Genomic DNA, 22,010 nt, shown 5'->3' with positions numbered 1-22,010 from the left:
TTTACGGTTTATCACTCGACGAAGGGGAAGGTGCAGCGGTTTTCGGTTCAGCGTCCGCAGCAGGTTTTACCACCGGCTCTGGCGTGGTTTCTGGCTTCTGTTCCGGCGAACTGGCCTGCGTTTGTGCAGCGGCAGGCGTTACGCCCTCATGCGCAGCTTCATTATCTTTCACCACCGGGTTATGGATGGTGTGCGCTTCATCGCTCGCCTTTTCAGGATCGTTTGCAACGTAGGAACGCTTCATCGACTCCGCGGCCTGGCGTAGTTCATCCATCGACGCTTTCAGTTCGGGCGTCAGGTTAGTGAGGCTCGCCTTTTCAACCTTTTTCAGACTGTCCTGAAACTCCTGGAGTTTTAACTCCTGGGTCAGTTCGTTCTGCACCGTTGTCGCCAGTGAACGCAACGCGCGAATCCAGCCCGCTACCGTTTTTACCGCCACAGGCAGTCGTTGCGGCCCCAGAACGACGAGGCCGATGATGAACACCAATAGCAGTTCGCTAAAACCGATATCAAACACGGATTACACCTGCTCTTTATCGTGGCGCTTCGCGTCTTCTGTTTTAGCCTGTTCCTGATTCGTATCCGCCTGCTTATCGGCGATAGTTTTCGCAGTAAAATCAGCATCCTGACTGGTTTTATCCTGCTTTGGTTCATCATCGCTCATTGCTTTTTTAAAGCCTTTGATCGACGCACCAAGATCGGAACCGATGGAGCCGAGCTTTTTGGTGCCAAAAAGCAGTACAACGATGACGGCAATAATCAATAACTGCCAAATACTGATACCACCCATACATGTTCCTCTGTGGTAGATGATGATTAAACAAAGCCGCATTATACGTTACACGGCCCGCCTTGAGCGATGAAAAAATCAGCGTGTTTTGCGCCAACCGACAAACCAGGCGATCAGACCACCTGCCATTAACCAGCCGGGCATCAGCCCCCACTCAGGTCGGCTGACCAACAAGAATGTGCCACTTAATACTAACGTAGCGCCAATTCCGAGAAAATAACGCGATTGTCCCTGACGTACATGATTTGACTGAAGCTCGCGGGCAATCTTATCAACACTGTGCTGTAAATACTTGCCCTGGCGCAAACTGTCGTAAACCAGTTCAGGCAGTTCTGGCATTTTTTCGACCCAGAACGGCGCTTTTTCTTTAAATGCTCTCACCAGGGCAGGAATACCGACCTGATCTTTAATCCACGACTCCAGGAAAGGCTTCGCTGTTTTCCATAAATCGAGCTGCGGATAAAGCTGGCGTCCTACCCCTTCGACATAGAGCAGGGTTTTCTGGAGTAACACCAGTTGCGGCTGCACTTCCATATTGAAGCGACGCGCCGTATTAAACAGATTTAACAGTACATGTCCAAACGAAATTTCGGCCAGCGGTTTCTCAAAGATAGGTTCACAGACCGTACGAATGGCAAATTCGAACTCTTCAACGTTGGTATCTGGTGGCACCCAGCCAGAATCGACGTGTAGCTCTGCCACTTTGCGATAGTCGCGATTAAAGAAGGCGATAAAGTTTTCTGCCAGATAGCGTTTATCTTCTTTGTTTAGCGAGCCAACAATCCCGCAATCAATGCCGATATATTTCGGGTTTTCCGGGTGTTCATAGCTTACGAAGATGTTGCCAGGGTGCATATCGGCATGGAAAAAGCTGTCGCGAAAGACCTGAGTGAAGAACACCTGCACGCCGCGTTCCGCCAGCAATTTCATGTTAGTGCCGTTTTTCTCCAGCGCCGCAACATCAGACACCGGAATGCCGTAAATGCGCTCCATCACCATCATCCCTTCACTACAATAGTCAGGGTAAACTTCCGGGATGTAGAGCATCGGGCTGTCTTCAAAATTGCGCCGAAGCTGAATGGCGTTGGCAGATTCCCGCAGCAAATTCAGTTCATCAATCAAGGTCTTTTCGTACTCGCGCACCACTTCGGTTGGGCGCAGACGGCGACCATCCGGCAGCAAACGCGGCACCCAGCGAGCCAGACGGTAGATAAGTTTCAGATCCGCTTTAATGACCGGCAAAATATCCGGGCGGATGACTTTAATCACCACCTCTTTACCATTCGATTTCAATCGCGCGGTATGAACCTGGGCGATAGAAGCAGAAGCCAGCGGCTTGATTTCAAAATCGTCAAACCACGCTTCTACCGGCAAGCCGCCCATTGCAGCTTCAATCTGCTGCTTCGCCAGCTTGCCATCAAACGGAGCAACTTTGTCCTGCAATAACGCCAGCTGATCGGCAATATGCGGTGGAAAAAGATCGCGGCGGGTTGATAACATTTGCCCGAACTTGATCCAAACCGGCCCCAGTTCTTGCAGGGCCAGTCGTAGTCGCTCACCTAAAAGTTTGTCTTTATGCCGATTTGGCATCCAGAATAATGAGTATCGCCATAGCCGTAGCGGCAGGGTGATACGCATTTTGGGGATCAGTTCATCAAGTCCGTAGCTTAAAAAAGTGCGAATGATGAAATATAGGCGCCGTACTTCACCTGGCGTCATTTAGCCTCCAGTTTTTCCAGCCGTTTGGTCAGGGCATCAACAGCACGCTCGACGGCAGCCGTCTCTTCCGCAAACCAGGCCACTTCAAGCGGACCGGGTGCCATACGCCACTCTTCAGTAATGGCTTCCGCCACATAACGTTGCTGGCGCTTAATGCCGTGATGCAGGAACTTTGCGCCTCCGCGCATGGCTTTGCTGATTCCTTCAGCGGCGATATCACCGGTATAAGGGGCCAGCAGTTCCGCAGGGTCGAACTCTGCCAGATCTGCCAGCGCAACGAAGTTTTGCACCACCTGAATATCGCCCTGCACTTCCAGCTCACCACTGCGAATCAGTGCGGTAAGCTGCTGGCGATCGCGAAGTTTCGGCAACACACTGGCGTAGGCGATAACGGTGCAGTCAGCATCGCCTGCCCATTCGCCCAGTACATCAACCTGGCGTTCGCTGAACACCAGAATCAATGACGTCGAAAAGCCTTTTACCTCCACGCGCAATACTTTACCCAGCAGACGCGAGCGGGCTGTTTTCAGCGCGGGTGAGCGATACAGGAAGGTGTTGAGCAGACTTTCAATTCCTGCCGTCACTAAAGGTTTAAAAGGCATTTCCGGTCTCCTGTCAGAACTTATAACCACGATGCAGCGCCACAACCCCTGCCGTCAGATTGTAGTAGTCGACACTTTCGAATCCGGCATCCTGCATCATGGCTTTCAGGGTATCCTGATCGGGATGCATACGGATGGATTCTGCCAGATAACGGTAGCTGTCGGCGTCGTTCGCGACCAGTGAGCCAATACGCGGCAGCACATGGAAGGAGTATGCATCATAGGCTTTGCTCAGCGGCTCGATAATTGGCTTCGAGAACTCAAGCACCAGCAGGCGGCCGCCGGGTTTCAGCACGCGATACATTGAACGCAGTGCTTTATCTTTGTCGGTGACGTTACGCAGACCAAACGAAATGGTGATGCAATCAAAGGTGTTATCCGGGAACGGCAGCGCCTCAGCGTTCGCCTGAACATACTCAACGTTGCCAATCACACCGATATTACGCAGCTTCTCGCGTCCCATTTTGAGCATGGATTCATTGATATCAGCAAGGACCACTTTGCCAGTTTCTCCGACCAGGCGGGAGAATTTCGCTGTCAGGTCGCCGGTGCCACCAGCCAGATCCAGCACGGTCTGCCCACGGCGTACGCCGCTGCAATCAATCGTGAATCGCTTCCACAAACGATGAATACCAAATGACATCAAATCATTCATGACATCGTATTTTGATGCCACGGAATGGAAAACGTGGGCGACCATATCCGCTTTTTGTTCCTTCGCGACGGTCTGAAAACCAAAGTGCGTCGTTTCTTGTGACTTATCCACCATCTCAATGCCTGCTCATCAAAAAATTGTTCCAGAAGTGTAACAGATTGGGCGTCGATGCCCTAGATTTCTACCCGGCTTAACTACCCCTAATGGGCTAGCGCGACTGCTGATTATATTCATCATCGCGTTGATAAGCTTCATCATTCGGCTGCTCCGGAACCGACCGAAGTCGATACTCTTCATCCTGGCTCACCGCCTGTTCAGCCAAATCCGGATTAATCTCGCGTTTAATTTCTACTCCTAAACCGCGAAACGCTTCTGCCTGCGCCAGCACATTTCCGCGACCTGAAGAGAGTTTTTTCATTGCCTGGCGGTAGTTATCCTGCGCTTTGTCGAGACTTTGACCAATCGCGGACATGTCATCGATGAACAAACGCATCTTGTCGTACAGCTTGCTGGCACGATCGGCGATTTGCTGGGCGTTACGGCTTTGATGCTCATAACGCCACAGGTTGGCAATAGTACGCAACGCCACCAGCAGCGTAGTCGGGCTAACCAGCATGATATTGTTTTTCAACGCTTCGGTGATCAGCTCCGGCTGGCGGTCAAGCGCCAGTAAAAAAGCGGGTTCAACGGGAATAAACATCAGCACGTAATCCAGAGTTCGCAGCCCCGGCAGCTGTTGATAATCTTTGCGTCCCAGCAAACGGATATGGTTACGCACCGACGCGATATGTTCCTGTAGCGCGCTTTCGCGGGTGTAGTCGTCTTCGGCGTTAAAATAGCGTTCATAGGCGACCAGCGTCATTTTGGCGTCGATCACCACATCTTTTCCCTGCGGCAGCCGCACGATGACATCCGGCTGCATCCGCGAGCGGGCGTCATTTTCGATGCTGACCTGGGTTTCATATTCATACCCTTCACGCAGACCGGAAGCCTCCAGCACCCGCGTCAATACTACCTCGCCCCAGTTGCCCTGGGTTTTATTGTCGCCTTTCAGCGCGCGCGTCAGGTTGATCGCTTCCTGGGCCATTTGCGCGTTGAGTTGCTGGAGATTGCGAATTTCGTGGGTCAGGGTATGGCGTTCTTGTGCTTCTTTACCGAAGCTGTCCTGAACCTGACGGCGGAAACCGTCCAGTTGTTCACGTAGCGGCGACAACAGGCTGTTCAGACTCTGACGGTTTTGCTCATCAACCCGGCGATTGCTGTGCTCAAAAATACGGTTGGCGAGGTTTTCAAACTGCTCACTGAGGCGCTGCTCGCTGTTAATCATCTGGCGAATTTTATCGTCAGCATGTTGCTGTGCGGCTTCCATCCGCGTGGTTACTTCACGCAGATCGGCCTCCAGAGAGGTGTTAATACTTTGCAGGCTGCGCACTTCGTTATTGAGCAATTCACACTCTGCACGCCAGTGCTCGCTTTGGGTAATTTGTTGTTTTGCCGCGCTTAACTCCGCGACCATCTCTTCACGTTCAGCTAATTGCTCGGCTTTTTGCTGCGCATGTTGATAACTGGCAAACAGCCAGCCAATTGCCACACCCACCAACGCAATAACTGCGTAAACCATGATTGAGAAATCCACAACGCCTCCTGACGCAACAACTTACCCGCACAAAATAGAATTGTGCTGTACAAACGTCCAGTTGGAAAGGCATTTCCTGCGAGGCGCTACGCAAAAATACAAAAGGCCGAACGCGTCGGCCTTCAGACAGGAGAAGAGAATTACAGCAGACGACGCGCCGCTTCCACCACGATTTTCACCGCATGGCTTTCGGTTTGTTTCATCGTCTCAGCATTCGGGATCTCTTGCTGGGTGCGGTTAACGATAACACCCGCTACCATACCGGCACGCAGGCCCTGACTTGCACACATGGTCAGCAGAGTTGCAGATTCCATTTCATAGTTCATTACGCCCATCGCCTGCCACTCTTCCATAGAACCTTTAAAGTGACGAACTACGCGACCAGAGTAAGTATCGTAACGTTCCTGACCTGGGTAGAAGGTATCAGAAGAAACTGTCACGCCAACGTGAGTTGTCGCGCCAATAGATTTCGCAGCTTCAACCAGCGCAGTCGTACATTCGAAATCAGCGACAGCCGGGAATTCCAGCGGTGCGAAGTGCAGGCTCGCGCCATCCAGACGGACAGACGCCGTGGTAACCAGGACATCACCCACATTAATATGCGGCTGAATAGCGCCCGTTGTACCGATACGCAGGAAGGTGCGAATGCCCAGCTGTGCCAGCTCTTCAACAGCAATAGAGGTAGACGGGCCGCCGATACCGGTAGAGCAGACGATAACAGGTTTACCATCCAGCTCTGCACGCCAGGTAGTGAATTCGCGGTGAGATGCCAGCTTAACCGGCTTATCCATCAGCGCGGCGATCTTTTCCACACGATCCGGGTCGCCAGGGACGATGGCAAGCGTAGCCCCTTGTAAATCGTTTTTAGTGAGGCCGAGATGAAAAACATCAGACTTGGACATATACAACTCCTCTGTGAATCGGTTTAGTCAGAAGAAGCAAAAAGACACTTTACCGAAGGGTTTAACATTTTTTCGTGATACTCATCACCATGACGCAAATGCGTTGCATAAATTTACCCACCAAAAGTGATTCATATCACATAAATCACTCTTCATTCTGCAGGACTGCATAAAAGATGAGCCGATTCAGGCAATGTGATTTGTTGCATGCTGACTATAGTTAACATTGCGCAACATTTTTATAAGGGTACGGAGAATACCATGGCAACAACACAACAATCTGGATTTGCACCTGCTGCATCGCCTCTCGCTTCGACCATCGTTCAGACCCCGGACGACGCGATTGTGGCGGGCTTCACCTCTATCCCTTCACAAGGGGATAACATGCCTGCTTACCATGCCAGACCAAAGCAAAGCGATGGCCCACTGCCAGTGGTCATTGTAGTGCAGGAAATTTTTGGCGTGCATGAACATATCCGCGACATTTGTCGCCGTCTGGCGCTGGAGGGGTATCTGGCTATCGCACCTGAACTTTACTTCCGCGAAGGCGATCCGAATGATTTTGCCGATATCCCCACGTTGCTTAGCGGTCTGGTAGCAAAAGTGCCTGACTCGCAGGTGCTGGCCGATCTCGATCATGTCGCCAGTAGGGCTTCCCGCAACGGCGGCGATGTTCATCGTTTAATGATCACCGGATTCTGCTGGGGTGGACGTATCACCTGGCTGTATGCCGCGCATAATCCACAGCTAAAAGCCGCAGTGGCGTGGTACGGCAAACTGACGGGCGACAAGTCGCTGAATTCACCGAAACAATCTGTTGATATCGCAACCGATCTTAACGCGCCGGTTCTCGGCTTATATGGTGGTCAGGATAACAGCATTCCGCAGGAGAGCGTTGAAACGATGCGCCAGGCGCTGCGGGCTGCTAATGCGAAAGCAGAGATTATCGTGTACCCGGATGCCGGGCATGCATTCAACGCTGATTATCGCCCGAGCTATCATGCCGAATCTGCGAAAGATGGCTGGCAGCGTATGCTGGAATGGTTTAAGCAGTATGGTGGGAAGAAGTCGCTGTAATGAGAAAAGACCGGGTGGTATTACCACCCGGTTTGGATTTACCCCCGACGCAAATTCTGCGCCGCCTGCACCATGTTCGCCAGTGCCGCGCGGGTTTCTGGCCAGCCGCGCGTTTTCAGGCCACAGTCCGGGTTGACCCACAGGCGCTCTGCCGGAATGCGTTTTGCCGCTTTCTTCAGCAAGGCTTCAATCCATTCCACGCTCGGTACGTTTGGCGAGTGAATGTCATAGACGCCAGGACCGATTTCATTTGGATAATCAAACTCTTCAAACGACTCCAGCAACTCCATGTCGGAACGCGAGGTTTCGATGGTGATGACGTCTGCGTCCAGCGCCGCAATCGAATCCATGATGTCGTTGAACTCGCAATAACACATGTGAGTGTGGATTTGTGTGTCATCTTTCGCCACGGCGGCGTTGATACGGAAGGCCTCTACGCCCCACTGGAGATACGCATCCCAGTCGCTACGACGCAGCGGTAAACCTTCGCGCAGCGCCGGTTCGTCAATCTGGATGATGCCAATTCCAGCGGCTTCCAGATCGGCCACTTCATCACGCAGCGCCAGCGCAATCTGTTTGGCGATGGTTTCACGGCTGACATCTTCACGCGGGAACGACCAGCAGAGTATGGTCACCGGCCCCGTCAGCATCCCTTTCACCGGTTTGTCGGTCAGCGATTGCGCATACTTCGCCCACTCCACGGTAATCGGTGCCGGGCGGCTAATGTCACCAATGACAATCGGTGGCTTCACGCAGCGGGAACCGTAGCTCTGTACCCAACCGTTTTGCGTAAAGACAAATCCGTCGAGGTGCTCGCCAAAGTATTCCACCATGTCATTACGCTCGGCCTCACCATGTACCAGCACATCCAGTCCCAAACGTTCCTGCTCAACAATGGCCTGCTTGATATGTTCCGCAATGCCCGTGCGGTAGTTGTTGGCGTCGAGATTGCCCTTTTTGAAATCCAGACGCAGGGTACGAATTTCCGTGGTTTGCGGGAAGGAACCAATCGTGGTGGTCGGCCACGCTGGCAGTTTAAAACGCGCACGCTGGGCTTCAGCACGCACTTCATAGACATTCGCACGCTGGCTGTCCTGGGCGGTGATCGCCGCCAGACGCTTTTCTACCGCCGGATTATGTACACGAGTAGAGTGACGACGCGCCTGAATTGGGGCGCTCCACTCTGCCAGAGCTGCCGTGTCACCACTGTTCAGCGCATCGCGCAGCAGTGCCAGTTCATGGCATTTTTGTAGGGCGAAGGCAAACCAGCTTTTCACTTCTGCATCAAGACGCGTTTCCACGCTCAGGTCGATGGGGCTGTGCAGCAACGAGCAGGAAGATGCCACCCACAAATCACGTTTGCCGACAATGTCCTTAATTTGCGCATATTTCTCAGTAAGATCGGCGCGCCAGACGTTACGACCATTGATCAGACCCGCAGACAGCAGCCAGTCAGAAGGCAGGCGCTTGTGCAGTTCAACAACGTCATCTTTACCATGTACAAGGTCCACATGCAGCCCCTGAACAGGCAGCGCAGTAATCGTGTCGAGATTTGGCGTTACGCCTTCAAAATAGGTGGTCAGCAGCAGTTTCACCTGTCCCTGGAGCGCGTCGTAAGCGGGTTTGTATGCGTCCAGCCACGCCTGTGGTAGTTCCAGTACCAGCGCGGGTTCATCAATCTGTACCCACTCGATGCCGCGTTTCGCCAGTTCTGCCAGCACTTGCTGATAAACCGGCAGAATGTCGTTCAGCAGGCTAAGGCGGTCAAACTGTTCACCTTTCACTTTCCCCAGCCACAGGTAAGTAACCGGCCCCAGCAGCACAGGCTTAACGTTGTGGCCCAGCGCCAGCGCCTCGTCCACTTCCTCCAGCAGCTGCGTCCAGGTCAGTTTGAACTGTTGGCCTTTAACGAACTCCGGCACCATGTAGTGATAGTTGGTGTTAAACCATTTGGTCATTTCCGCTGCCGCCGCAGGTTCGCCAGTCGGCGCACGTCCACGACCAATACGGAACAGGGTGTCGATATCTACCGAACCGTCTTTGTTCTGATGACGTGGCGGAACATTACCCAGCAGCAAACTGGTGGTCAGTACATGATCGTACCAGGCAAAATCGCCCACCGGCAGCAGGTCGATACCCGCTTGCTTTTGTTGATCCCAGTGACGAGCACGCAGTTCACGCCCTACTGTCAGCAGTTCTTCACGCGTGGAGTTCCCCGCCCAATAACTTTCTTGCGCTTTTTTCAGCTCGCGACGCAGGCCAACGCGAGGGAAACCGAGGGTGTGATTCAATATTGTCATTTTTCTTCCTCTAATTATATGTAAATCCTATGGATTTTGAATTTAGGGAAGGCGGCAAGTTTATTCATCGCCGGGAGCTTACTGAAGTAAGTGACCGGGGTGGAGAAACGCAGCCAACGCACCATAAATTTAAAAGACGAAGGATTTTAGCCGTCCAGATGTTTACACATCCATAATTGGCGGTTACTGTATATTCCTCAAGCGCAAATTATTCATGCCGAAGTGAAGGACTTTCATGATCGAAGTAAAACACCTGAAAACGCTACAAGCGTTGCGGAACTGCGGCTCGCTCGCAGCCGCTGCGGCAACGTTGCATCAGACGCAATCCGCCCTGTCTCACCAGTTTAGCGATCTGGAACAACGCCTTGGCTTCCGGCTATTTGTGCGTAAGAGCCAGCCGCTACGCTTTACACCGCAGGGAGAAATCCTGTTGCAACTGGCAAACCAGGTGCTGCCGCAAATCAGCCAGGCACTGCAAGCCTGCAATGAACCGCAGCAGACGCGTCTGCGCATTGCCATTGAGTGCCATAGCTGTATTCAGTGGCTGACACCCGCTTTAGAAAATTTCCATAAGAACTGGCCGCAGGTAGAGATGGATTTTAAATCGGGCGTGACGTTTGACCCGCAGCCCGCGTTGCAACAGGGCGAGCTGGATCTGGTGATGACCTCCGATATCCTGCCGCGCAGTGGCCTGCATTATTCGCCGATGTTCGATTATGAAGTACGCCTGGTGTTAGCACCTGACCATCCACTGGCGGCAAAAACGCGTATTACACCGGAAGATCTCGCCAGCGAGACGCTATTAATTTATCCGGTGCAGCGTAGTCGACTGGATGTCTGGCGGCATTTTCTTCAGCCGGCAGGCGTCAGCCCGTCACTGAAAAGCGTCGATAACACCTTATTGTTGATTCAAATGGTTGCCGCGTGGATGGGTATTGCCGCGCTACCGCATTGGGTAGTAGAGAGTTTTGAGCGCCAGGGTCTGGTGGTGACCAAAACCCTGGGCGAAGGCTTGTGGAGCCGACTGTACGCCGCCGTGCGCGATGGCGAGCAGCGTCAGCCAGTTACGGAAGCGTTTATTCGCTCAGCGCGCAATCACGCCTGCGATCATCTGCCGTTTGTGAAGAGCGCGGAGCGACCCACTTACGATGCACCCACAGTGAGGCCAGGATCACCAGCGCGCCTGTAATAAACGTTGGCCAGTGCGGCTGTTGGTGCCAGATAGCCAGGTTTACCAGCAGCCCTGCCGGAACGTGCATATTATTCATAATGCCCAGCGTTCCGGCGTCCACCTGCGTCGCGCCGTAGTTCCACATAAAGTAGCCAATCCCGGAAGCCACCACGCCAAGAAACACCAGAATGCCCCATTGCAACGTGGTTTGCGGCATTTTCTGCGCATTTCCCAGCAAGAACCATGCAATTACCGCCACCAGGAACGCGCCAAGATAGAACCACGCAAAGGCGTTATGCTGCGGCATCGGGCGAGTTTCCATCAGGCGTTTGTAACCCACCATGCCGATGGCAAAAGTGATATTGGAGAGTTGCACCAGCAACAAGCCAGTCCAGAAATGGTCGGTGACCTGATCATAGCGAATAATCCCGGCACCAATCACCGCCAGCAAGGCGCTAAAAGCATAGCCCCAGCGCAGACGGCGCTTACTCATGATGTCATAAATCAGCGTGATGTAGAGCGGCGTCAGTACGGTGAACAGCAACAATTCGGAGACCGTCAGGTAGAGATAAGCGCGGAAACTCAGCATATACATCACGCCGAGCTGCATCGCGCCCACCAGCATATACAGGCCGACCGTTTTCAGGCTATTGCTACGGGTACGCAGAAACGGCAGAAAAACGAGTGCCGCCAAGCCAACGCGCACCAGCACCGCAAAATAGCTATCGACGTGCCCCGCAAGGTACTCGCCATAAAAGCTAAAGGAGAAGGCCCACAGAATCGTGGTGATGATAAGTAGCGCCACAATGGAAAACTCTTTGATTAACGAGTATCCATTGTAGCGAAGTATCAGGTTGACAACTGACCAAATAAAGAACGATTACGATAAATAGAGTTTACGCAGATAATGCGGCACCGCGTCGTCGGCATTAGTACCAATAACTTCCAGCTCCGGATGCAGATCTTTCAGACGCTGGTGCGCACTGCCCATAATGCAGCCTTTCCCCGCCATCGACAGCATTTCGGCGTCGTTCATCCCGTCACCAAACGCAATACAATCCTTCAGGCTGTAGCCCAGTTTCTTCGCCACTGCTTCCAGCGCATGGCCTTTCGACACGCCGCCCGCCATCACTTCCAGACAGGTTAAGGTAGAGAAACTGACGTTGACGCGATCGCCCCAGCGAGCGTTAATCGCCTGCTCCAGCGGCAGCAGTTGTTCATGGGAATCGCAGGTGAAAAACACTTTGCTGACGCCTTCCGGCTCCAGTAATCCCGGCTCATACAGCGCATATTTGAACACCGCTTCTTTAAAAAAGCGCATCTCTTCCGGGCGATGGCGATTCATAAACCATTCGTCGTCGCGATAAACGTTAGTAATGATGTCCGGATTGTCGTTGACTACGCCAAACAGATCGCTGGCAATGTCGCGATCCAGGTTATGAGCAAAAATCAGATTGCCATCCAGATCGTGAACGCGCGCACCATTGGAGGTAATCATGTAAGACTTAATCTCCAGATTATCGCGAATTTGCCCCACATCAACGTGGTGACGACCGGTCGCAAACACAAAGTTGATGCCGCGCGCGGTGAGCAGCTTCAGAGTTTCTTTGGCGTAAGGGGATAACGTATGGTCGGGAGAAAGTAACGTGCCATCTAAATCAGACGCAACAACCTGGTACATAAGAAATTTAAACCTCTGTAGAGCGGTTTCCGCTGGGTGAGTTATGCCTGTTGAAAAAATCAACGATGGCGTGGAGCGCGACTGAGCGCATTGCGTCCTTTTCAAAAAGGATCTCATGGTAAGCACCTTTTATTACCAACGGCCGTCCTCCTTCGACAGGATGGCCCGCGGCGGTGCGGAGTTCACAAAAACGGTCGTGCATGCGGTTATCCACCACGCGTTCCTCTTCAGCTTGTAAGAGAAGCGTTGGCGTGGCGTCATCACCCGCACCGGCTAACACCTGTTCGCCAGCCAGAATACTTTCGCGTACCCAATGGTAGGTCGGCCCACCGACGCGAATCGTTGGGTCATCAGCATAGAAGCGTAAGTTACGTCGATATCGCTGTCTGCTGTGGGTCAGTACGTTGATAGCAAACGGCAACGCGCGCCAGCGCCCGGTGCCTATTGCATAGCCATCACGGAAACGTGGATGCGCTTCGGCCCAGTTGAGGATCTGCCGTGCCATAAATGACGGCATACGAATCACGATCCCAAACATTGGCGCAGTTAGCGCAATGGCGTCACATACACCTGGATGGCGTTGCAGAAATAATGTGGAGATCGCACCGCCCATCGAATGTGCCAGTATATAGCGTTTACGCCACGGACCGGGCTGAACCTCCTGCTGCCAGAATGCCGCCAGATCATCAACATAATCATTAAAGCGATTAACATGCCCGAGATGCGGATCGGCTAACAGGCGACCGGAACGTCCCTGCCCGCGATGGTCGATGATTAAGACATCAAACCCCAAATGGAACAGGTCGTAGGCCAGTTCCGCATATTTTACGTAGCTCTCAATACGCCCCGGGCAGATGACTACCACCCGGTCATGGTGCTGTGCGCGAAAACGGACAAAGCGCACCGGAATGTCATCCACACCAGTAAACTCTGCTTCATCACGCTGACGCCAGAAATCAGTCAGCGGTCCCATGGTAAAAGCAGCAAACGCGTTTTCTCTTGTTTCCCAGTCTTTTTGCTGCTGAAACATCGGGTAATCTGCCTCTTAAACCACGTAAAATCGTTTTTTTAAGCGTGCCTGACACAACGCTGCGACAGTAGCGTATTGTGGCACAAAAATAGACACACCGGGAGTTCATCATGACCTTAGAATGGTGGTTTGCCTACCTGCTGACATCGATCATTTTAAGCCTGTCGCCAGGCTCTGGTGCAATCAACACTATGACCACCTCGCTCAACCACGGTTATCGCGGCGCGGTGGCGTCTATTGCTGGGCTTCAGACCGGACTGGCGATTCATATTGTGCTGGTTGGCGTGGGGTTGGGGACGCTATTTTCCCGCTCAGTGATTGCGTTTGAAGTGTTAAAGTGGGCAGGCGCGGCTTACTTGATTTGGCTGGGAATCCAGCAGTGGCGCGCCGCTGGCGCAATTGATCTTAAATCGCTGGCCTCTACTCAATCGCGTCGACATTTGTTCCAGCGCGCAGTTTTTGTGAATCTCACCAATCCCAAAAGTATTGTGTTTCTGGCGGCGCTATTTCCGCAATTCATCATGCCGCAACAGCCGCAACTGATGCAGTATATCGTGCTCGGCGTCACCACTATTGTGGTCGATATTATTGTGATGATCGGTTACGCCACCCTTGCTCAAAGGATTGCTCTATGGATTAAAGGACCAAAGCAGATGAAGGCGCTGAATAAGATTTTCGGCTCGTTGTTTATGCTGGTGGGAGCGCTGTTAGCATCGGCGAGGCATGCGTGAAAAATAATGTCGGATGCGGCGTAAACGCCTTATCCGACTTACTCTGAAGACGCGTCTGGCATCACCGCGAAATAATCAAATGAATGCCAAATCCGGCAAATAACGCCCCGGCAAAACCATCAATCCACTTCGCCAGACGTTGATAACCACGGCGCATTTGCGGCAGGGCAAACAGACTGGCAACGACGGTAAACCACGCCAGTGTTTCGACAATAATCAACGCGAAAATGCCCCAGCGCTCGGTAGTGCCAACGTTATCGCCGACAAACAATGAGAATACCGAACCAAAATAGATAATCGCTTTCGGATTGGCGAGATTGGTCAGTAAGCCTTTCAGGAAACTGCGCCCGCTTTTCGCCAGCTCAACCTGTGGTGCAGGCGCAGATACAGCCTCTTTTTTCAGTGCACCGCGTAGCATCTGGTAACCCATCCAGCAGAGATACAGGCCACCGCCCACCATAATCAGCGTATGCAGCCAGGCCATTTTTTCGATAATCAAATGCAGGCCAAGCAACGCAATCCCAGCCCAAACCATTACGCCGCAGGTAATGCCCAGCACGCCCATCATCGCTTCTTTACGGGAACGACTGACAGCGGTCTGAGAGACAAAAAAGAAATCGGGACCGGGGCTCATAAGCGCCACAATGTGCACCATGGCGACGGTGAGAAATAACATCAACATACATTTGACTCGCGGGGGAAACGTTTACGGAGTCTTCATACTGGCACTTTTTTATGCTGCTGACTACTCTTCGTCGTCGCCATCGACATGCGCACGAATCAGCGCCATAAACGGTTTACCAAAGCGTTCCAGCTTGCGCATCCCAACGCCGTTAACGCTGAGCATTTCGCTGGCGGTGATCGGCATCTGTTCAGCCATCTCAATCAAGGTTGCGTCGTTAAACACCACGTACGGCGGGACATTACTTTCATCGGCAATCGATTTACGCAGTTTGCGTAATTTGGCGAACAGTTTGCGATCATAGTTGCCGCCGAACGATTTCTGCATCGCTTTCGGTTTGAGCGCCACGATACGCGGCACGGCAAGTTGCAAAGAGGATTCGCCGCGCAGCACCGGGCGCGCGGCCTCTGTCAGTTGTAGGGCAGAATGCTGGGCAATATTTTGCGTCACCAGGCCGAGATGAATCAGCTGGCGGATCACGCTCACCCAATGTTCATGGCTTTTATCACGGCCCATACCATAGACTTTCAGTTTGTCATGACCATAGTCGCGGATACGCTGGTTATTAGCACCACGAATCACTTCCACCACATAACCCATCCCAAACCGCTGATTCACACGACCAATGGTGGAAAGGGCAATCTGAGCATCGGTTGAACCGTCGTACTGTTTCGGCGGATCGAGGCAGATATCGCAGTTCCCGCACGGCTCCTGACGCCCTTCGCCAAAATAGTTCAGCAATACCAGACGACGGCAAGTTTGCGCTTCGGCAAACGCGCCCATCGCATTGAGTTTGTGGCGCTCGATATCCTGCAACTGCCCCTGCTGCTTCTCTTCCAGACAACGGCGCAGCCACGCCATATCAGCCGGATCGTAAAACAGCATCGCTTCCGCAGGCAGGCCATCACGCCCGGCGCGACCGGTTTCCTGATAATAGGATTCGATATTGCGCGGAATATCAAAGTGGACCACGAAGCGAACGTTTGGTTTATTGATGCCCATGCCGAACGCCACCGTCGCCACCACAATTTGCAGATCATCGCGCTGGAATTTCTCCTGCACGTCGGCGCGGACATTATTTTCCAGCCCGGCATGATAGGCCGCCGCGCTAATACCCTTGCTTTGCAGGCGCGCAGCGGTGTCTTCTACTTTCGCCCGGCTGTTGCAGTAGATAATGCCAGACTTACCGCGCTGTTCCTGCACGTAGCGCATCAACTGATCGAGCGGTTTGAATTTCTCCATCAGCATGTAGCGAATATTCGGACGGTCAAAACTGCTGATTTGAATCAGCGGATCGTTCAGCCCCAGCAGGCGCACGATATCCTGGCGCGTGGTGTCGTCGGCTGTGGCGGTCAGCGCCATAAACGGCAGCGTCGGGAACCGCTGGCGCAACTGACCGAGCGCGGCATATTCCGGGCGGAAATCGTGGCCCCATTGGGAGATACAGTGCGCTTCATCGACGGCTAATAACACCGGATTCCAGTGCGCCAGATGCTCAAGAAAGTTATCCAGCATCAGGCGTTCCGGGGCGATATACAGTAAGCGAATTTGCCCGGTGCGGCAGCCTGTCATCACTTCAAGTTGCTGTTCGCGGGTTTGCGTCGAGTTAAGGCACGCCGCCGCCACGCCGTTGGCCTGTAGTTGATCCACCTGATCTTTCATCAACGAAATCAGCGGTGAAACAACCACGGTAAGGCCGTTTAGCAATAAGGCAGGAATTTGATAGCAAAGGGATTTTCCGCCACCAGTGGGCATAACAACCAGGCAATCGCGACCGGAAAGCACAGTGTCGATAATTTCTTCCTGGCCGGGGCGAAACTGTTGGTAGCCAAAGGTTTCTTGTAAAACCTGTTTAGCTCCGGACTCCAGATTCAACACTTCCGCCTGCGCCACATTCACCCCGATTGCCTGAAATAAAAACAGGCGCTATTTTCAGCGCCTGCGCGAGAAACTGCAATGCTTTTAGTCTCTGAGAGGGTAATCCTGGATGCTGGATTCCAGATTTGCCAACCACTCAACCGTTCATCAAAACAAGTCGTTTAGCATAACCCCTACACCGACACGGGTCTGGTTGAAGTTATAGTCGATGAGCGATTCGCCATAGCCGCTGTAAACCTGAGTATAAAGGCGCACATGTTTGGTGATCGGGTAACTTAAGCCTAACTCCGCGCCGCCGTAGCCGGTGTTCCAGTTGTACTGTCCTTTCGCACTGAGCACCGCATCACCGAGGTGATAGCCGATTTTAAGCTGGTAGTAACCCATATATTTGGTGATATCCGGGTTATCGTCAGTATTACCCACCACATACCACGGCTTCACTTCTACCAGCCAGTTACCGTTTTCTGCCATCAGGCGAGTATAAAGGCGGTTCCAGCTGCGGGAGGTCGGGTCTGAACGCCCGTTAGAGTCGTGGTTATACCCCATCTCCACATCGCGCAGCGTCCAACCTGCAAAACGGTAATCGGTGGCAAAACCGAGGAACAATTGCGGTTCGTAGTTGGTTTCACGAAACGGTGAAGACTCTTCGCTATTGGACAGTTGCCACCAGGATTTTTGCGTATAAGACGCACCCAACACCGAGTTTGGGCCTAAAATCCCACGCCACAGCGGAAATGCCAGGCTCAACTGAAACTTTACTTCATCCTTACGCGCATTTTCCGCCCAGTCGTAACTGGCAATCGCTTCTTTATTCAGATCGCTGGTTTGGGTGTAGATGAGGTAGTTGGTGTCATAAGGATAGAGCGTGAACGGATTGTCATGCTCCTGCAGCATATTGGCGATAATACTGCCACGCACCGCTGGCGCGTCATGCACCTCTTTCACCGTTGCCTCTTGTGCATATACTGCCATAGGCAACATAAACACCGGCAACAACCAGCCCTGCAGAGTCCGCATCGGTCGTGTTCTCCGTAACGAATTATTGATAAGGTGAATGTTTTTCTGCGGGCTATTTTACATACTTAACTCCATTGCCGTTAGTTATCCCTTCCTAAAGTAGAAACCAACAACAAAGAAGCATAAAATCAACATTTAATTAACCAATGAAGTGTAAGGATGATATGTCTGCCGTACTGACCGCTGAACAAGCCCTGAAATTAGTGGGTGAGATGTTTGTTTATCACATGCCATTTAACCGCGCATTGGGGATGGAACTGGAGCGTTACGAAAAAGAGTTCGCACAGCTGGCCTTTAAAAATCAGCCGATGATGGTGGGTAACTGGGCGCAAAGCATTTTGCACGGCGGAGTCATTGCGTCGGCGCTGGATGTCGCCGCCGGTCTGGTGTGCGTGGGAAGTACCTTAACCCGCCACGAAACCATCAGTGAAGATGAACTACGCCAGCGGCTATCGCGGATGGGGACCATTGATCTTCGCGTTGATTATCTGCGCCCAGGCAGGGGCGAGCGTTTTACTGCTACCAGTAGCCTGTTGCGTGCAGGCAATAAAGTCGCCGTCGCCCGCGTTGAATTACACAATGAAGAACAGCTTTATATTGCCAGTGCCACCGCCACCTATATGGTAGGTTGAAGACATAAAAGCAGGTAAACTGCTGTTACCAATTAAAAATGAGTATTCCCGATGGATGCAAAACAAACGCGGCAGGGCGTATTACTCGCTCTTGCCGCTTATTTTATTTGGGGTATTGCGCCAGCATACTTCAAGCTGATTTACTACGTGCCCGCCGATGAGATCCTGACGCATCGCGTGATCTGGTCGTTTTTCTTTATGGTGGTGCTGATGAGCATTTGCCGCCAGTGGTCCTATTTAAAAACGCTGATTCAGACGCCACAGAAAATTTTTATGCTGGCAGTCTCTGCCGTGCTGATTGGTGGCAACTGGCTACTGTTTATCTGGGCGGTGAACAATCACCATATGCTGGAAGCGAGCCTTGGTTACTTTATTAACCCGCTGGTGAACATTGTGCTGGGGATGATTTTCCTCGGCGAGCGATTCCGCCGGATGCAATGGCTGGCGGTGATTCTGGCGATATGTGGCGTGTTGGTCCAGCTGTGGACTTTTGGTTCGCTACCTATTATCGCGCTGGGGCTGGCATTTAGTTTTGCCTTCTACGGCCTGGTGCGCAAGAAGATTGCGGTAGAAGCACAAACCGGCATGTTAATTGAAACCATGTGGCTGCTGCCCATGGCGGCGATTTACCTGTTTGCTATTGCCGACAGTTCAACCAGCCATATGGGGCAAAACCCGATGTCGCTGAATTTACTGCTGATCGCCGCCGGTATTGTCACTACCGTACCGCTGTTGTGTTTTACTGCCGCTGCCACGCGCCTGCGTCTCTCAACGTTAGGCTTTTTTCAGTACATTGGCCCGACGCTGATGTTCCTGCTGGCTGTGACGTTTTATGGTGAAAAACCGGGTGCCGATAAGATGGTGACTTTCACCTTTATTTGGGTGGCGCTGGCAATTTTTGTGATGGACGCGATTTATACGCAGCGTAGAACGTCCAAATAAAAAATAAATATATCCTGAAAAAATATGCCGACTCTTGTATGAGAGTGGGCATATTGCCATGCTGACAGGAGACTCACACAAGGATGTAAAATTTATGTTACGTATGTTTATCCCAACATCTAACGGTAAGATTTCCAGACGCCGATATATATTTTCATTTATTTTAATAAATTTCATTTTTGCCTTTCTTATTATCTTTTTTAACGATGGGGAAGCAGGTTTTCTTGTTATAGTCTCTACCATCGCACTCCATTATCTCGTCATCAACATGAATTGCCAACGACTCCGTGATAGTGGTTTCATATATATAAAAATTTATGTTTTTGGTACATTAGCAGTATATATCATCTCTATCATCACAATGATAGCCGAAGATTTTGCCTGTTCAGGCAATGGTTCGATGATTTTTTTGATTTGTTATTTTTCCACTTTCAGTATGCTAATGCTTGCACCTACTGATTCATCAAAACAATAGTTATGGAGTATTTATGAGTAAGGAATATATGAACGATGATTCATTAAGTGAAAAATGGAAATACCGATTTAATTTTTATGATCAACATGGCTTTCCTGGATTCTGGGGAGCAACACCAGAATATAAAGCAGCATTTAAAGCATTAAAAGTAAGACAACGATTAACTATTCAAATGAATTTCATTGCTTTCTTCTGTTCCTGGATCTATTTATTTGTTCTGGGCTTATGGAAAAAAGCAATTATAGTTCTATTACTTGGCATTCTATCTCTATTTGTTGGTGCATTAATTGGCGTTAACATTCTGGGAATTGCCGTAGCAGCCTATGTTGCTGTTAACACGAACAAATGGTTTTATGAGAAAGAGGTAAAAGGGTTAAATACCTGGAGCCTTTGAATAACAGGTGGCTTAGCCAGGCTAAGCCACCGCCTTCTTTTTACAACCAGTTCTTCCGCTTAAAGTACAGATACGGTGCCAGGCCCGCGAGGATCATAAAGATAATCGCGCCAGGGTAGCCGAAACTCCACTTCAGTTCTGGCATAAACTCAAAGTTCATCCCGTAGCTGGAAGCAACCAGCGTTGGCGGCAGGAACACGACGGATACCACCGAGAAAATTTTGATGATGCGGTTCTGCTCGATGTTGATAAAACCCATTGCCGCCTGCATCAGGAAGTTCACCTTCTGGAACAGGGATTCGTTATGCGGCAGCAGGGATTCGATATCGCGCAGGATTTCACGCGCCTGCTCCAGTTGCCCACCCGGTAAACGCGCTTTACGCACCAGGAAGTTGAGAGCGCGCTGGGTATCCATCAGACACAGGCGAACTTTCCAGCCGATATCTTCCAGTTCCGCCAGCGTGGAGAGCGCCTCGTCGTACTCATCGCCCTGATGCCCTTCCATAATCACCCGGCTCAACTGCTCCAGGTCGCTATAGATATTTTCAATTTCATCTGCCAACTGTTCGATTTTGGTTTCGAACAGATCCAGCAGCAACTCGTAGGCGTTACCGTCTACCATCGACTGGCTACGGGCACGCATACGATACAGACGAAAAGCGGGCAGTTCACGCTCACGCAGAGTAAACAGACGACCATCACGGATGGTAAATGCCACAGTGGAGTTACCGGCGTGATCTTCCGCATCTTCAAAGAAGAAGAAGGAGTGAATATGCAGGCCGTCGTCGTCTTCAAAGAAACGTGCCGATGCTTCGATGTCTTCCAGTTCCGGGCGGGTTGCCAGGCTCTGGCCAAGTTCAGATTGTACGCGCAGTCGCTCGTCGTCGTCCGGTTCGACAAGATCAATCCATACTGCATTTACAAGGGGTTGTGACTCTTCGACTTCCAGCCGGGTCAGTCGGTTATTTTCCAGTTGAAATGCGCTCAGCATGACCGGGACTCCCAATGCTTAAAATATCGGACAGTTCGGTGGGCACACAGAAACAAATTGGGTTTCAGACCATTAAACAGCCTGACTCAGCGCGACGGGAAAAATTGAGGTCGCTGACAACCGCTAAGGCTATCAGCAAAAAGGGATAGCCTTAGGAGTTGATCCTGGATGACAGGATAGTGAGCCAGTATCTACTGGGTGTGTCCAAGGCGAATGTCCTCTTAGAGTGATCGTGCGCGCATGTTACGCCAGCAAAATTTTGCCGTCAACACGCAACAGAACACCACAGAACAATAGTTGAACTTCGCGCTTTTTGGTACTCGTCAAGGTCGCTAACAGGATAAAAAAATCCCACATCCAGGACCTATAATGGCGCATCGGCTACTCATTGGTAAAGGAATGATCACCTTGAATCTCAAACGGATTTTTCTCACCCTCACCTTACTTCCCTTGTTTGCTGTTGCCGCTGATGATTGCGCACTCTCAGATCCGACGCTGACCGTACAGGCGTATACCGTTAATCCTCAAACAGAGCGGGTGAAAATGTACTGGCAAAAAGCCAATGGCGAAGCGTGGGGAACGTTACATGCTCTGCTGGCGGATATTAATAGTCAGGGTCAGGTGCAGATGGCGATGAACGGCGGCATCTATGATGAAAGCAATGCGCCGCTCGGTTTGTACATCGAAAACGGTCAGCAGAAGGTG

23 protein-coding genes and 1 pseudogene are annotated in these 22,010 nt (G+C 51.6%); 8 read left to right on the top strand and 16 right to left on the bottom strand.

The annotated features are described in order from the left end of the window. Position 1: 1 nt before the first annotated feature. The 7 genes from tatB to udp form a co-directional block, all read right to left on the bottom strand. Positions 2–517, bottom strand: coding sequence for a Sec-independent protein translocase protein TatB (tatB, locus tag ACUU1M_RS08160; protein ID WP_000459594.1), 516 nt, complete (start codon positions 515–517; stop codon positions 2–4). A 3-nt stretch (positions 518–520) separates the two neighbouring features. Then, complete coding sequence (gene tatA / locus ACUU1M_RS08155) at positions 521–790, bottom strand: Sec-independent protein translocase subunit TatA (RefSeq protein WP_001295260.1); 270 nt, start codon at positions 788–790, stop codon at positions 521–523. Positions 791–868: 78 nt separating this feature from the next. After that, entirely contained in the window at positions 869–2,509 is a 1,641-nt protein-coding gene (ubiB, locus tag ACUU1M_RS08150; RefSeq protein WP_000187530.1) for a ubiquinone biosynthesis regulatory protein kinase UbiB, read from the bottom strand. Beyond that, the gene (gene ubiJ / locus ACUU1M_RS08145; protein ID WP_001295259.1) at positions 2,506–3,111 is read right to left on the bottom strand and encodes a ubiquinone biosynthesis protein UbiJ; all 606 of its coding nucleotides are present in this window, start codon (positions 3,109–3,111) and stop codon (positions 2,506–2,508) included. Before ubiJ ends, ubiB begins: the two co-directional genes overlap by 4 nt. 13 nt (positions 3,112–3,124) lie before the next feature. Then, positions 3,125–3,880 carry a bifunctional demethylmenaquinone methyltransferase/2-methoxy-6-polyprenyl-1,4-benzoquinol methylase UbiE gene (gene ubiE / locus ACUU1M_RS08140; RefSeq protein ID WP_000227958.1) on the bottom strand — a complete coding sequence of 252 codons (756 nt, stop codon included), beginning with the start codon at positions 3,878–3,880 and terminating at the stop codon, positions 3,125–3,127. Between the two features lie 94 nt (positions 3,881–3,974). Further along, a complete protein-coding gene (gene rmuC / locus ACUU1M_RS08135) occupies positions 3,975–5,402 on the bottom strand; it encodes a DNA recombination protein RmuC (RefSeq protein ID WP_000347714.1) in 1,428 nt (475 codons plus the stop codon). A 140-nt stretch (positions 5,403–5,542) separates the two neighbouring features. After that, the gene (gene udp / locus ACUU1M_RS08130) at positions 5,543–6,304 is read right to left on the bottom strand and encodes a uridine phosphorylase (RefSeq protein WP_000045183.1); all 762 of its coding nucleotides are present in this window, start codon (positions 6,302–6,304) and stop codon (positions 5,543–5,545) included. Between the two features lie 261 nt (positions 6,305–6,565). Between udp and ACUU1M_RS08125 the strand changes: the two genes are divergently transcribed. Then, positions 6,566–7,381 carry a dienelactone hydrolase family protein gene (locus ACUU1M_RS08125; protein WP_152028919.1) on the top strand — a complete coding sequence of 272 codons (816 nt, stop codon included), beginning with the start codon at positions 6,566–6,568 and terminating at the stop codon, positions 7,379–7,381. 38 nt (positions 7,382–7,419) lie between these two features. Here ACUU1M_RS08125 and metE read toward each other — a convergent pair whose 3' ends face one another. Then, positions 7,420–9,681: a 5-methyltetrahydropteroyltriglutamate--homocysteine S-methyltransferase gene (metE, locus tag ACUU1M_RS08120; RefSeq protein ID WP_000153979.1), complete on the bottom strand. Its 2,262-nt coding sequence runs from the start codon at positions 9,679–9,681 to the stop codon at positions 7,420–7,422. A 235-nt stretch (positions 9,682–9,916) separates the two neighbouring features. On the opposite strand from metE, the gene metR reads away from it, so the two are divergent. Beyond that, positions 9,917–10,870, top strand: coding sequence for an HTH-type transcriptional regulator MetR (gene metR, locus ACUU1M_RS08115; protein ID WP_000573623.1), 954 nt, complete (start codon positions 9,917–9,919; stop codon positions 10,868–10,870). Here the strand turns inward: metR and bioP are convergent. The 3 genes from bioP to pldB all read right to left on the bottom strand — a co-directional run bounded on the left by bioP (position 10,758) and on the right by pldB (position 13,563). Further along, positions 10,758–11,657 carry a biotin transporter gene (gene bioP, locus ACUU1M_RS08110; protein WP_005071626.1) on the bottom strand — a complete coding sequence of 300 codons (900 nt, stop codon included), beginning with the start codon at positions 11,655–11,657 and terminating at the stop codon, positions 10,758–10,760. The genes metR and bioP overlap by 113 nt on opposite strands. A gap of 75 nt (positions 11,658–11,732) precedes the next feature. Beyond that, positions 11,733–12,533 carry a sugar/pyridoxal phosphate phosphatase YigL gene (gene yigL / locus ACUU1M_RS08105; RefSeq protein WP_000285352.1) on the bottom strand — a complete coding sequence of 267 codons (801 nt, stop codon included), beginning with the start codon at positions 12,531–12,533 and terminating at the stop codon, positions 11,733–11,735. A gap of 7 nt (positions 12,534–12,540) precedes the next feature. After that, positions 12,541–13,563 (bottom strand): lysophospholipase L2, encoded by a 1,023-nt coding sequence (gene pldB / locus ACUU1M_RS08100; protein ID WP_000487654.1) that lies wholly within the window; start codon positions 13,561–13,563, stop codon positions 12,541–12,543. Between the two features lie 110 nt (positions 13,564–13,673). Here pldB and rhtB point away from each other — a divergent pair, with 110 nt between their 5' ends. Then, the gene (gene rhtB, locus ACUU1M_RS08095; RefSeq protein ID WP_000171710.1) at positions 13,674–14,294 is read left to right on the top strand and encodes a homoserine/homoserine lactone efflux protein; all 621 of its coding nucleotides are present in this window, start codon (positions 13,674–13,676) and stop codon (positions 14,292–14,294) included. 61 nt (positions 14,295–14,355) lie between these two features. Here the strand turns inward: rhtB and rhtC are convergent, their stop codons facing one another. The 3 genes from rhtC to pldA all read right to left on the bottom strand — a co-directional run bounded on the left by rhtC (position 14,356) and on the right by pldA (position 17,871). Further along, positions 14,356–14,976, bottom strand: coding sequence for a threonine export protein RhtC (gene rhtC / locus ACUU1M_RS08090; protein ID WP_000928829.1), 621 nt, complete (start codon positions 14,974–14,976; stop codon positions 14,356–14,358). A gap of 63 nt (positions 14,977–15,039) precedes the next feature. Next, on the bottom strand, positions 15,040–16,869 hold the full coding sequence (gene recQ, locus ACUU1M_RS08085; RefSeq protein WP_005077482.1) for an ATP-dependent DNA helicase RecQ: 1,830 nt from the start codon (positions 16,867–16,869) through the stop codon (positions 15,040–15,042). Between the two features lie 132 nt (positions 16,870–17,001). Next, positions 17,002–17,871 (bottom strand): phospholipase A, encoded by an 870-nt coding sequence (pldA, locus tag ACUU1M_RS08080; RefSeq protein WP_001259700.1) that lies wholly within the window; start codon positions 17,869–17,871, stop codon positions 17,002–17,004. 164 nt (positions 17,872–18,035) lie between these two features. Between pldA and yigI the strand changes: the two genes are divergently transcribed. The 4 genes from yigI (at position 18,036) to ACUU1M_RS08060 (ending at position 20,314) form a co-directional block, all read left to right on the top strand. Further along, entirely contained in the window at positions 18,036–18,503 is a 468-nt protein-coding gene (gene yigI, locus ACUU1M_RS08075; RefSeq protein WP_001277142.1) for an acyl-CoA thioesterase YigI, read from the top strand. Positions 18,504–18,554: 51 nt separating this feature from the next. After that, on the top strand, positions 18,555–19,445 hold the full coding sequence (gene rarD, locus ACUU1M_RS08070; protein ID WP_000339092.1) for an EamA family transporter RarD: 891 nt from the start codon (positions 18,555–18,557) through the stop codon (positions 19,443–19,445). A gap of 94 nt (positions 19,446–19,539) precedes the next feature. Beyond that, positions 19,540–19,920 carry a protein YigG gene (gene yigG / locus ACUU1M_RS08065; protein WP_021578149.1) on the top strand — a complete coding sequence of 127 codons (381 nt, stop codon included), beginning with the start codon at positions 19,540–19,542 and terminating at the stop codon, positions 19,918–19,920. 13 nt (positions 19,921–19,933) lie between these two features. Next, complete coding sequence (locus tag ACUU1M_RS08060) at positions 19,934–20,314, top strand: DUF2628 domain-containing protein (protein ID WP_000032578.1); 381 nt, start codon at positions 19,934–19,936, stop codon at positions 20,312–20,314. Positions 20,315–20,354: 40 nt separating this feature from the next. On the opposite strand, the gene corA is transcribed toward ACUU1M_RS08060, so the two are convergent. Then, positions 20,355–21,305, bottom strand: coding sequence for a magnesium/cobalt transporter CorA (gene corA, locus ACUU1M_RS08055; RefSeq protein WP_000947159.1), 951 nt, complete (start codon positions 21,303–21,305; stop codon positions 20,355–20,357). Between the two features lie 151 nt (positions 21,306–21,456). Beyond that, on the bottom strand, positions 21,457–21,513 hold the full coding sequence (gene ysgD, locus ACUU1M_RS08050; RefSeq protein ID WP_211180520.1) for a protein YsgD: 57 nt from the start codon (positions 21,511–21,513) through the stop codon (positions 21,457–21,459). Positions 21,514–21,674: 161 nt separating this feature from the next. Here ysgD and ACUU1M_RS08045 point away from each other — a divergent pair. After that, a pseudogene (locus ACUU1M_RS08045) lies at positions 21,675–22,010 on the top strand (phosphodiester glycosidase family protein); the annotation flags it as partial.

The organism is Shigella sp. SIG6, assembly GCF_053555815.1.
This window is presented reverse-complemented; position numbering and strand designations above follow the sequence as displayed.